This is a genomic window from Asanoa iriomotensis, assembly GCF_016862515.1.
Lineage (GTDB): Bacteria > Actinomycetota > Actinomycetes > Mycobacteriales > Micromonosporaceae > Asanoa > Asanoa iriomotensis.
The window spans coordinates 1-12493 of the sequence record NZ_BONC01000118.1; the positions used below are offsets into that span (position 1 = coordinate 1).

A 12493-nucleotide genomic window follows, 5' to 3' on the forward strand; every position below is an offset into this window, starting at 1 on the left:
GGGGGTGGGGGCCGATCGCCGTCGGCAGTAGCGTCGAGGTTGTAGCAGAGCTGAGGAAGGTGCTTGCTATGGCTAAGGGCAACGGTGGTAGCGGCGCGTCTGCTGGTGGGGCGGGCAAGGGCAAGGGTGGGAAGTCGACTCCGACGACGGAGCGGGCTGCGGCGCGGGTGCAGTCGGCGGCGGCCCGCAATCCGGGGGGTCGTTCGGCGAGCACCGGAGCCGCGCCGCGGATGCAGCGGGCGGCGGCCAGGAACGCCGCTGGTGGGCAGCGGTAGCTCTAACCTTCGGTGCTGTCGGTGTCGGTGGTGGTGGTGGTGAAGTAGCGGACGGTTTCGCGCGTGGTGTGCAGGGTGAACCGCGACCCGTGGGTGAGTCGTTCGGGGCGTACGCGGCGTCCGTTACGTGATAGCCAGGCCGGTGCCGGCGAGTGGACCAGTGCCGTGACTGCCGCGTGCATCGCCTCGACGCTTGTAGCGGCTTCGTTGGCGAGTTGCCGCAGCGTGGTCGGGCGGTTGCCGCCGTCGGCCGCGCGGGCGATCAGCCAGACCAACGCGGTTTCGATCGGGTCGGGCAGCTCGAAGGAAAATCCCGTCGCTGTGTCGGCGGCGGGGCTGGGCGGTGGTGTCGGTGGCCGTGGCGGCGCGGGACGCGAGAGGCCGTCCGGGTGGGCGTAGTCGCGCAGCACGAGCGTGAACGACGCGTCGTGATATAGCCAGGCGGGGTGCTCGATCTCGCCGTTTCGTAGCAGGACCGCGCGGCTGTTGCGGATCAGGATGGTCAGGCCTTCCCGGACGGCGTGGATGTCGCCGGGCATGTCGATGCGGGAAGCGAGCCATTGCAGGGTAATGCCCTCGGTGACGCGCTCGTGGTCGGCACGGGCGACCTGGAGCAGCCGTGCGGCGGCGGTGTGACCGGCCGGGGACGGCTCCAGCACCCCGTCCGGGGTTTCGATCAACAGCTCTGGTGGAGTCTGCGCGAACGCGTCCTCGACCTTGATGTTCGCCCAACGGCGGCCTGTGCCCGGTTCGGGTTTTTCCAGCTCGGCCAGGACCGACAGAGCGGCGCTGTGCAGCTGGTAGTAGTCGGTGAACGGGATCCGCAGATCCCGCAACCGCTGGGCCAGCTCGTCGAGCGCCAGCACCCACCCATATGAGGTGACCGGCCAGCGAATCTGGGACATCCGTTCACCGCTGTCCGGACCGACCGGCACCTTGACGATGTGCTCGACCGGCACGGGTACGTCGACCTCCACCGGCACCCGCCGCTCGATGATCCGCTCGGCCGGCTCCGCTGCCGGCGCGCGGCCCGCAGTGTTGGCCCGGCGGGACTCGTACGCGCGTTGCCGGCACGTCCGGTCACAGTAGAGCCGTTTACGGCCCCGTCCGCTCTGCGCGACCGGCTTCCCACACGCCAGACACGGTCTGCTGATCTCTCGCTCCGAGACCCCCGCCACGCCCGGCACCGTAAGAGCTACCAAACGCAACCCGCAGCCCCACAAACCGCCACCAACGCACGCCCGCGACCGTTCCCGCAGGTCGCGCAGGGTGTGAGCAGTTAACCAGTGCTAATCCCCGTACACCCAGCGGGACAATGCCCTCTGGGTCACACGTGAGGGACCAGCCGTGGGCCAATGTTGGCTGATTCTGCGGTCGGTACGGCGGTGACCTGCGGTGTTGGTTTCGGTAGCCTGACGTTGTGTCAGTTCGGCACGTCGTGTCCGCTCGCCTAGGGCACGGCGGAGCCGGCCAGGGAGGCTAGGTGATCATCAAACCTGCCGGGCTACCGCTCCTTCGTGATCAGGTGGCAAGGCACGCAATGTCCGACACGGCGATGGGACTCCGCACCCACCATCTTGTCAAGATGCGCCCGCCCAAGAGCCCAGGCCAAAGCTATCAAGAGCTAGCGGAGATTCATGCCCGCGCCGAGCATCAGGCGCTCGTCAGGGGTGAGCTGTTCTACGTCGACCCTCCAATGATGGAACTGGCGGTCGCCGCCTCCGCCACCCTCCCCGATTTCCGCATGAACTGGGAGGATATTCCCGCCCCTGAAGGGCTGATCTATCTCGGCAAACCAGTCGCCGCACTCGATGAGGACCGCAGCCAGGTCTTCATCTCGGCCATCAGCTGGTACGCATGGAAGCGGGTAGCGATCCTCACCTACTACGCCGACCGCGATTCCTACGTGTCAGGCGGATATGAGCACTTCGGCCGCAGTCTGCCGCCAGCGTTCTTCTTCACCTCAGGGGCAATAACGTTTCCGGAGTCAAGCGAGTCCATGGCAGCGGAGTTCCATGCCGGACCAGACGACCGAAATTTGTCCGCCGCTGAGATGGACGAGATCAACGGCATGGCGAACCTCATGGCCGTCTTGAAGACCGTCTGGTTGTTGATGTTTCAGCCGCTGGCCGACGTCACGATCGCGGACGTCAGTCGGCCTGCACCCGCACAAGCCACCCGTCCTGGCCGTCGACCATCACGAATCAAGGATCAGGTCCGCGTGATCCAGCTTCGCCGGCCGCCCTCGACCGGGGCGGGCGCGTCCGATCGTGAGTACCACCATCAGTGGATGGTTCGTGGCCACTGGCGCCAGCAGTGGTACCCGGTTCGCCAGGTGCACCGCCCGATTTGGATCGCCCCGCACGTGAAGGGACCCGAGGGCAGGCCATTGCTTGGGGGCGAAAAGGTATACCACTGGAAGCGGTGATGGCCCACCGTACGAGGCAGAGGCACCCACCGACGTCGACCATCCCGATCGCGGGAGTCGGAGCTCACCGACCTCGAGCGACGGGCGAGCAACGGCAACGGTCAGGCGCGCACGGCCTCAGCCTAAGAGAACAGGGCGGTAGCGATGTCGGGTGCGGCCGGCACACCTGCCCGCCAGGCGTCGGCGTTTGCCCTGATCTCCTCGTGAGCCAGGACTGCCCCCCGGCCGTCAACGAGACTGGTCAAGGTGACGCTCAATGCCGCGCGGGCGAGTTCCCGCCCGAACACTGCGACAGTCTCGACGGAGGCCTCCGAGGCCGGACCGCCGTGGGCGAGCGCGTTGCGCAGCCGCTGAAGCCGATTCAACTGCGAGGTCCAGTCCTTCTCCAACTCGCCGCACCACACCTCGACGGCGGCAGGGGTGGCGAGCCGGGCAGATAGGGTGTCCAACTGGCGACCGATCCGGGCGTGAAAAGGGTGGATCGCTCGCAGGCTGGGCAACGCCGTCAACGCTTCATCGACCCGTAGGGTGTAGCTGCCTGAGCGTTCGTAGATCTGGATCTTGGCGTGGATGCTTTCCAACTTGGCGCGATGCTCGGGTTCCACCGCGTTTGGACGTCTAACAGCCTCGGCGCAGGTGTTGAACAAGTGCTTGCGAATCCGTCCCCTGATCCATTGCTGCTTCCAGGTTTGCCCGAGGAACTTGTACCACTTGCCGCCGCCGACAAGCGACGCCACCCACTCGACGACGCGCACGTCAAGGACGACGCGGGGCAGGTTGGACTGGTCACCCGCTTCCTGCCACCAGCGCAGCACATCGATTGCCTCCCGCATTGCAGCCGGCACTGGCGAGAGGTGGGGGGCTAGGCTGGCGGACAAATCTTCAAGTACATCGCCGGTCCGATCATGCGACGCCACGATACGCATTTGTGGCGCCGGAGCATGGAAGGCCATGGAACCGGTCACACGGTCGTCCATCGTGTGCAGATATCCGTTCCACGGCACCCAGTTGCCTGTACCGGTATCGAACTGGGCGATCGACACGATGGCGCGGGCAAGACTCGTGGCGTCGCCGACGGGGTCAGCAAGGCGCCCTTGACCTAGATCGACACGGGCGAAAACGAGATAATCGTCGGTCGGGATGTCCTCTGGCCGCAGCCACCCGTCGGCACGCCTGAGTTCCGCTGGTACCCACTCCTTGCCGGGACCGTCTTGGCCGACCATGGCCTGCACCATAGGCCCGATGTAGAAGGTGACCGGACCCACGTTGAGGTTCGACCTGCTCATGTGGGCCTGGCCGAACACGAGCCACACAGTGTGGTGAGCGTCTCTCGGGGGAGTGGTGAGTACACGTTCGCACAGTGCGAGCCGGGCGGTTTCGTCCAATCCGGCGGCCTCGTCGCGCCTCGGCCATGTACTAATGCTGTCCCGGTCGAGATCACCCAGGAGGACGCGAACTTCGGTCGCCGAGGCAGAGCTGTCGTGCAGGACACCAGCCAGTGCCCGACCAATGGTTCGGGGGCTGAACCCGGCGCCGGACAGCAGCGACCGGAACAGGTCGCGGCGGGCGCCCAGGTTATCGGCCGAGGCCCCGTTGCCCTGGCAGGCGTCGACTAGGTCCCGCCACGCTGCCGCTGCCACTACCGGCTCAACGAGGCGTGCCAGCAGCCGTTCGAATGTGGCAGCAGGTGCCGGAGGCGCAGACTTCCAGCCGTTGACGGCGCTGTCGACAGCGCCCGGCCGGGACAGGATCGTCACGAGTTGTCGGGCCTGATCGTCCACCGTGGCTAGGTCCTGGCCCAACTCCGATCGCAGGTGGACTCCGCAACTGTCGACGGCTCGGCGGAGGTCGTCCGTCGCCGACTTCCATGACAGTTGGCGCTTGCGATCGAAGGGACCAGTGATCCAGTCCCGGGCCTCAGCCAGTGCAACCGGCAGAACCATAACTCCGACGCCGCCCCACGGCTCGTCATCAGCACGGGTCCACCAGCCGACCGCGTCATGCAGTTCATCGACGGCGCGCGGGGGAAACCGAAACGAAGGACCGGACGGGAACACAGAGGAAAGTATCCCAGCGCGCGCAAGTCGAGGTTCTCTCGCACCCCACCATGTCGGACTCAAGCCGAACACACATTCGTCCACCCCGACCAACAACGTCATTTCCCCCAAAGCGCCCGAGTGGTTCCGCTCGACGGCCGCCGGCCCTCGCGTGGCGTGCAGTCAGACAGCCTTCTGCCAGCGGCGCGATCTGCAGTGTGGCTGGCCGGGGTCAGTCGAACGCGGAGCAGTCGTTCGGGTCGAGGTCGACCCGGGTCGTCCAGGTCGATGACGTCGACGACGAAGCGGGCGTGGCCGGGGAGTTGGTCGACGTCGGCGGGTTCGTCGTGGCGGCTGACGATCGTGTTGGTGTGGCGGGTCAGGTATCGGATGGCTTCGCGGACGGCGTGGGGGTCGGTGGCCGTCTGCTGGGCCAGCCGGTCCACGTTGGTGGTCTGTTCTCTGTTTCCGTTGGCGGCGCGGATGGGCGTGACGACGTGTGCGGCGGCTTCGCTGATCGGCGGCGGGTGGACCACCGTGCGGCCGTTCGGAGCAGGTTGGTCGTGGACCACGAGGGTGAACCTGGCCAGGGCCGGGATCGCGGCGGCGTGGGTGTTCTCGCCATTCCAGATACACGCAGCCCGGCCGTTGCGCTGCAACACGAGCAAAGCCTCCCGCACCGCGTCGGTCTCGTTGTCCATGTCGATGCGGAACGCAAGTCGCTCGATACTGGTCTCGAGGCGGCGGGCGTCGTGCGACCGGGCGGTCTCCATGATCCGCACCGCTGCGGTACGCGAGGCGGGTAGCAGCTCGTAGAGGCCGTCGGCGTGGGCGATCAGCGACTCGGGCGGCGGCTGTCCCTCGGTCTTGATCGTGATCCAGTTCCTACCCCAGACGGGCCGTTCCAACTCGGCGATGACGGCGATGGCGGCGGCATGGATGGCGTAGAAGTCGCCGGGGAAGATCCGCCCATCCCGGATCCGCTCAGCCAGCGCATCGAGGGCGAGCATCCAGAGGTCGGCCACCGCACCTTGATCAGGGGTTCCCCGTCATCGGAGGTGGCCGGGACCTTCACCACCGTCTCGACCGAGACGGGCACCTCGACCGGGACCGGAACCCGGCGCTCGATGACCCGCTCGGCCGGCTCCGCGGTGGAGTCGCCGCCGACGTGGGTGTTGGCCCAGCAGGACTCAAAGGCCCGCTGACGGCACGTCCGGCCACAGTAGCGCCGCTTACGGCCTCGTCCGGTCTGGGCGACCGACTTCCCGCATGCCTGGAAAGGCCTGCTGATCTCTCGTTCCGACGCCCCCGCCATGCGGGTCACCGTAGGTGCTGCCGCGCGTCACCCGCAGCCCTGCTAACCGCCACCAGCTCGTACCGGTCCGCAACTGCACAGGTCACAGCGGGTTCGGCCGGTTAACCGATGTCAACCCCTCAACACCCGCCGTGTGGCGCACGCTGGGACCCCAAGACACGCGCTACCGACTTTCCGGTAGCGGGGCAGATAACCGGTTCGGCGACCAGTCGACAACACGCAACGGAGGTGACAAAGCCGTGACCACGAATCCCCTGACCACCCGTGGCATCCACTGTGGAGGGAAATGGCAGCACGCCAACACCCACGCACCACGCATCGCCGACGACTAGCCGGCAGCGGGCCTACCGACAACGGTGAGCCCACCCCTGAGCGCACCACGAGCACCAGGGCGGGTCCGGACGCACGGGGGACGTCACCGGATCCCATCCCCGCCACACCACACACTCCCGACGACGGCCCGGCGGCGCCGCCCAGCGCCGGCTCCACCCCCGAGCCCGACCCGGACGGGGGCTACGCCGACACGGCGGACGACTCAGAAACGATGACCGTGATCATCCGACCACAGGACTTCAGACTCCCCGAGGTACTCCGGCACATCGAGGCGGGAAAGATTGTCCTCGTCATTCCGCAACCCCCTGACTAGCCGCGCAGCGGCAAAGAAACAGAGGCTCACCCGGTGAAATGCCGGGTGAGCCTCTGCGGGTACCTCCGCCAGGCGGTCAGGTAACACCGTGGACAGCGTGATCGTGCCAGGACAGGTCACTAGGCTCCTTCGGAAGACAGTCAGGCTTGAACGCCCGTCCTGGTATCCGGAGCCCCGTCTCGTATGGACAGTCGACACGCGCCCGCATCGACCCGTGATCCACAACCCGCCCAGGTTGGAACGGCTCACACAGGACCGATGCCCGCTGCCTGCCTATCCCCCGTTGGTGTCCGCCTTATCACCCCAGTAACTCCACATGTCTTCACATGGTTGGACGACCGGCTCTTCCCAAGTTGGAGGCCATCGAGCATCATCGGTTAGGTGACGGTTACGGAGGGTGTGTTGGACGAGTCGTTGACAGACCTTCGCCTCCCTGTGAACGCACGTAAGGCTCGGTACGGCATCGCCTACGTGAGTGCCGTGTTCAGCCAGGCAGGGGTGCCGTTCACCGAAACATCGCCGGATGAGGATCACCTCGCCGTTGACGGCGTACTGAACCTGGGTACAGCGCCCATATGTATTCAAGTCAAATGCTCGGGCCAGTTCAGGATAAGGGGAAGATCTGCATCGTGGTCGGTTGAGCCAGAGTGGCGAGAGAAATGGACAAAGTCCAAGCTCCCAGTCTATTTCATCCTAGTTATACTAGATATTGACGACCATCCTCATTGGCTGCTACATAAAGTTGATGGAACGATGCATAAGGCAGCCGCCTTCTGGGTTCGCGTAGACAAGCTTGGCAAGGAAAAACGAATCAAGATTCCGAAGAGGCAGAGACTAACTGTCGACACGTTGAGCAGCTGGTCAGCTGAGGTTGACGCGTGCTTCGAACCCCTGGCACCGGCGGCGGCTTAGATGACTCTAATGGAAACGTTGCCGAAAGAATTGCCGAGCCTTCCCGACCTTCGCGTCTATCTGCGCCATATAGGCTGGCAGGAGTCCCCACCTGGGATCGCCGGATCCTTCTGGGCCAAGGGTGGCGTTCGCGTTGGTGTTCCACACGATGAAGAGGACGATCCTGACGTCGTCGCAAGCGTAATTCAAAGAATTGCCATGGTCGAGAGGGTCCCGGTAAGGGAGGTGGCCGACCATGTCATATACTATTGGTTCGATGTGACTCAGCTGCGCGCCGCAAATGATTACAGAATCATCTCAACCATTCCACTTGGGGCTGCCGCCACAATTACGAGTTCTGCGCGCATTATGTTTCGCGCGGCAGGAACCACCTCTCAGCGGGAACGGGGTGAAATAGCCGGGAACTGCAGACAGGTTGCTCAATGTGAAATCATGAACGGCAAATCACATAAGTATTGACTCATCCAGCGGGTGACAGCGCAGCGGGTCGCTAACAACCAATGGACGACCGAACTCAGACCGAACCTGTCCTTCCACTAACACTGGACGAGCATCTCTGTGCCAACCCACCGCGTGATTGTACTGCTCTAGGCGGAGCTTAACCCCGATCTCACACCATCGCCCATTTCTAAGCGTCGAGACTTTAATCCAGCCGAATGCGTCTCCCTGTTCGTGACGAAGCTCAACGATCTTTCCAGAGAAAACTTGGCGAGGGCCGACCTTCTTCGCCCTCAACTTCTCTGCGGCCATGTTCAGCAACTCGCGTGCGTCCGCGCCGATCCGAACAGAGGAGGGCAACGAATCCGAATGTTGAACTGCCGACGCCCACTCGAATGTGGTCTCAAATTCGCTAACCGACTCCTCAGCCAGGATGCGGTGCAATGCCATGCAGAATTCCCTGCTCACTCCTCGCTCCACAGCGTCAACGAGACTGGCGACCGTCGGCTCACGCGCCGGATCTACGATGTACGTCTGCAACGCATCCATAGACTGAGCAAAGGTCCGCACCACACGTCGCTCGAATGGCTCCGGTGCACTTCTCTCAATCCCCGGCAAGGGCTGCTGCGCAGTGGCGGAATCATCAGTTTCCGGAAGACGAATTAACACCGGGATCACAAACGATCCTTGGCGAGTGTGACCCATTCGCGCTTCTTCCACCACTTTGTCGCCGCGCCGCGAGTAGGCGTTCCCGTACCGCGACTGCTACGGTCGTTGGCTATCAATCCAAGCGGTCATTAGCGCGCCTACAAACGCCCGCCCCTCGCCGATCGTCATCGTCCGCTTGGGGTGAGGACCGGACATCCGTGAATGACGCGCATCCTGGCCGCTCACGTCGGGCCGGTTCGCTGATGCCCCGAAAGCACTTAACTCGTCTTTGGTCGCCAGACCTACGGCGGCGAGGTCCGCGGGCTTTACCGCATGCCTGACGATTTCGAAGACCTTGTATAGCTCAACCCAACCAAGCGGAGCGGTCTGACCCATGATCGTGAGCGCTTCGGCCACCTCTGGTCGCGACGATGCGACAGACATTTGCCAGGGGCCGAGCGGTTGCGGTGGCGGTGGGAGCGGAGTTCCGTCACCTCTACCGATTACAAGGGGATTCGCTCGGATACGGATCTCGGCTGTTCCGGCGTGGACCACGGTTAATGGGCGGTCGCTGTCCATGTACCTACCCGTCAACGACACCGGGCGAAAGTCCGGACCTATTGCCCTCGCCAACCCGTTGACCTGGCGTAGGACCCGAGGGGCCACCTCGTAGAACGGGATCCCGGGCGGGCGGTTGTCGATCTCGTCGGCTATCAGGTAGTGCTTGCCATCCTCGACAGTAATGCGCACAGGACCCACGGGCAGTAGCGCCGCCACATCTTCAAGGTCGAATTCATGACCGCTTAACTCCGCCTTGACAACCACCGCGGCAGCATACGCGGTCAGTCGCGTCGCCAGCACCGTAGCAGGCGTTCGGCCGCAGACTTCATGTCCTCACCACTCCGGTTTCTGGTCGCCGAACACTGGCATCGCTTCCATGCAGCAGCGGACCGACGTCTCGCCCGAGGCGTCAACGCGGCGCCAAATGCATTACCGTCGTGGGGATCTTTCGCGGCTCAGGGACGCAGGCTGCCCGGCTGCCCAGCGTCACGGTCGGTGAAGGTCCGACCTGTGCTGCTTGCGGCCCGCGCGGCAGGATTGTCGTTCTACAGTTGACCACTCCCATGTCGGTAGCCCTCGTCGGAGGATTTACAGTGATGGCTAGATGGCTCCTCACGACCGGGGACACACGGCTGCATCGCAGTCAGCAGAGTTCGCTCCGCGCGTGCGAATGGGTGACATCGGACTGTCTTGGCGCGGAGCATGTCGTCGCGCCGTTGGCTGCCGGGGACGTCGTGGCGTTGATGCGGGTCGGCAGAGGAGGCGGAATCGTGGCACACGGCCACGTCGAGGACGTTCTCAGCGACCATACGGAGTCCGGGGATGGGTTGCGCCGTTGCCGTGCGCACAAGGTTGTTGTCCTCTTCGACGAGCTGTTTCTCGGGCGACCCATCGATCGCGACTGGCTTCGGTCGATGACTCCGTGGTCGGCTCGCGCGTTCTCGAATGGCAGGCGCGGCTCTCGTAGGCCGGTGGAGGTGCCGGACGAGGCGTGGCCGGCTGTGGTCCGGCTGGCTGGAGAGGAGAGGGAGATCGCATGGCCGGCTAGGTGGGACCTCGCTCCGGGGACGGTGGTGGCCCGCGCAGACCTGCATCGCATCTTCGGCGGGGGGAAGAGCACCGGGATCGCTGCGAGCGACGACACCCCGAACATCTTGTTCTTTAAGGATGTCGTTAGGGGAGCAAGCGCGGACGAGGGCGGGCATGAATGGAGCGATGATGGGGCGTTCCTGGTGCGCGGCATGGAGGAGAACGGCGAGACGCTCACGTTTCACAACGAGTCGGTCGTCAAGCATGTACGCCGCGGAAAGCCGCTACGCGTCTTCCAGAACAGTCCCCGAGGTGCGTGCACCTACCTCGGTGAGTTCGCCATCGACCAGGCGAACCCGGTCGAACGGTGGATCGACACCGGGCGCGAGCGCGTAATCAAGCCGAGGCTTATGCCGAGTCTTCCCTACACGCGGTACCAACGGATGGCGCCAGTGTTCCGGTTGTTCCCGCTCGACGCACTGTCGTCGCTACCGTCAGTCGCGCCATCGAGGAAACGCATCCCGCAGCAGCGCCTGCTGATCTCGGTGTCGCTCGTCCCTGGGCCGACATCGACCGATGCTGTGCCACCGAACAGGGACGATTCAAGGTCAAGTGGCCGTGAGGAGGACTCGACCGCCGATGTGCGAGCCTCGATCGCCAACTTGCTGGCGCTGCTTCGCGACCATGACAATGCAGCCGACACCGTTGCTCAGCTCGACGCCGCTGCCGTGCTGTCCGATGTCCTCGAACGGCGCCTGCGGTGGGGCGGACTGACCGAGCTGCGCAGACTCATTGACGACCCCAACACGCGCGAAGCCGCACTCCACCGGGTTCTTCAGCGTCATACCTGGATGTTCGGCGGTCAGTACGTCGGCTCGGCCACCCGCCGCGCGCTGTCGCTACGCGATCAGATTGACATTCCTCTTATTCGGTCTGACGGCACACTGCACGGCGTTGAGCTGAAGACCGCTAGTGTTGACGAGCTGGTCAAGGTGCATCGCAGCCACTTGATCGTCGGCCCGAAGGTCAACGAGGCGGTCGGGCAGGCAATGAACTATCTGCGAGGCCTGGACGAGCAGCGCGACGCGATTCTGAACAACTTCAGGGTCGACTGCCGTCGCACGACCATGACCGTCGTGATTGGACACCCTCGGTACGTCAAGGGCGAGATAACGGCGGCCGATGTCGCCGAGACCATCCGGACCTACAACAGCCACCTCGCCCGTATCCAGGTTATGACCTACAAGGACCTGCTTGACGGTGCTGAACGATCCCTCCACCTGTCCGGCGACGCAACGACGAAACCCTGATGAGCGCGACGGCCCGACTCTTCTTGAGTAACGAGGGCTTGCCCCTTATGTGAACCGATTCACGCCCGAGACACCAAGGGGCACGGCCTGCCTAGTGAAATGTTGGGTGAGCCTCTGCCGTTTCGGATGCTAACGGCGGAAGCACAAGCCGTTGCCAAGGTCGACAATCCCCATCTGGTCCGTCGGGGTGTTTTGGCCGACGGCGATTCTCCACTGCCCGTCATGCTCCGCGAGAGCCATGCCCCAGGATGCCTTGACCGCGCGGGCCATTCCGCGTTTGAGGGTGTCATCACCGGTATTCCACATCTGGGCCACCGTCTGCTCCGTGGGTGCGTAGTCGAAGCGGTCCGCAACGATCACGAACCCCTCGATGCGTGCCTTGATCGCCTTGCGCTCCGCGACCAGCGTGTCCAGCTCGTCATCATCCTCGGTGGCCGACAGTCGAGCCTGTATCTTGCGCAGCCCCGCATGCAGCTCATCCAGCTCGTGCGCGTTGCCCGCCACCCGCTGAAACGCGAGAATTTCCGTCGTGTCGCTGGCGAACATGCCGGCGACAACGTCGATGACGGGTTGCGCGTCGATGCCCGTGAACTCGCCACAGGACAGGCGCCGCTTGGCGTGACCACCACAGCGCAGCTTCGGCGTCCGCGGCTTCGGCACGCGTGGCTTGCCCGTGCGCCAATGTTTCGCCGGCGTCATGCCGGCGTTGAGGTACAGCTTCCCCGCGCAGGCGGGGCAGTCGAGAAGGCCGGACATCCAGTTGGCTGGACTGGCGACCGGCCGACCACCCTTGTTCACGCGGCTCTCGCTCATGTTCGCCTCTAGAACCTTGTTCGCACGCCACCACAACGCGGAATCGACAACGGGCGCCACCTTGTGCGCCCACGTCTCCGTC

The 12493-nt window shown here is 64.4% G+C and carries 10 protein-coding genes; 4 read left to right on the forward strand and 6 right to left on the reverse strand.

The window, feature by feature from the left end; genetic code table 11:
• Window positions 1–277: 277 nt before the first annotated feature.
• Window positions 278–1453: a hypothetical protein gene (locus Air01nite_RS39030; RefSeq protein ID WP_203708458.1), complete on the reverse strand. Its 1176-nt coding sequence runs from the start codon at window positions 1451–1453 to the stop codon at window positions 278–280.
• A 305-nt stretch (window positions 1454–1758) separates the two neighbouring features.
• Between Air01nite_RS39030 and Air01nite_RS39035 the strand changes: the two genes are divergently transcribed.
• Window positions 1759–2703 (forward strand): hypothetical protein, encoded by a 945-nt coding sequence (locus tag Air01nite_RS39035; RefSeq protein ID WP_203708459.1) that lies wholly within the window; start codon window positions 1759–1761, stop codon window positions 2701–2703.
• Window positions 2704–2825: 122 nt separating this feature from the next.
• On the opposite strand, the gene Air01nite_RS39040 is transcribed toward Air01nite_RS39035, so the two are convergent.
• Window positions 2826–4760, reverse strand: coding sequence for a hypothetical protein (locus Air01nite_RS39040; protein WP_203708460.1), 1935 nt, complete (start codon window positions 4758–4760; stop codon window positions 2826–2828).
• Between the two features lie 98 nt (window positions 4761–4858).
• A complete protein-coding gene (locus tag Air01nite_RS39045; protein ID WP_203708461.1) occupies window positions 4859–5764 on the reverse strand; it encodes a hypothetical protein in 906 nt (301 codons plus the stop codon).
• Window positions 5765–7081: 1317 nt separating this feature from the next.
• Between Air01nite_RS39045 and Air01nite_RS39050 the strand changes: the two genes are divergently transcribed.
• Entirely contained in the window at window positions 7082–7612 is a 531-nt protein-coding gene (locus Air01nite_RS39050; RefSeq protein WP_203708462.1) for a DUF4365 domain-containing protein, read from the forward strand.
• A gap of 9 nt (window positions 7613–7621) precedes the next feature.
• On the forward strand, window positions 7622–8071 hold the full coding sequence (locus tag Air01nite_RS39055) for a hypothetical protein (protein WP_203708463.1): 450 nt from the start codon (window positions 7622–7624) through the stop codon (window positions 8069–8071).
• On the opposite strand, the gene Air01nite_RS39060 is transcribed toward Air01nite_RS39055, so the two are convergent.
• Both Air01nite_RS39060 and Air01nite_RS39065 read right to left on the reverse strand, forming a co-directional pair.
• Window positions 8057–8728 (reverse strand): hypothetical protein, encoded by a 672-nt coding sequence (locus Air01nite_RS39060; RefSeq protein WP_203708464.1) that lies wholly within the window; start codon window positions 8726–8728, stop codon window positions 8057–8059. The genes Air01nite_RS39055 and Air01nite_RS39060 overlap by 15 nt on opposite strands.
• Before the next feature lie 87 nt (window positions 8729–8815).
• Entirely contained in the window at window positions 8816–9523 is a 708-nt protein-coding gene (locus Air01nite_RS39065; RefSeq protein WP_203708465.1) for a hypothetical protein, read from the reverse strand.
• 506 nt (window positions 9524–10029) lie between these two features.
• On the opposite strand from Air01nite_RS39065, the gene Air01nite_RS39070 reads away from it, so the two are divergent.
• Entirely contained in the window at window positions 10030–11598 is a 1569-nt protein-coding gene (locus tag Air01nite_RS39070; protein ID WP_203708466.1) for a Shedu anti-phage system protein SduA domain-containing protein, read from the forward strand.
• A 129-nt stretch (window positions 11599–11727) separates the two neighbouring features.
• Here the strand turns inward: Air01nite_RS39070 and Air01nite_RS39075 are convergent.
• Window positions 11728–12493 (reverse strand): hypothetical protein (locus Air01nite_RS39075; protein ID WP_203708467.1); only part of this gene is annotated, 766 nt, incomplete at its 5' end.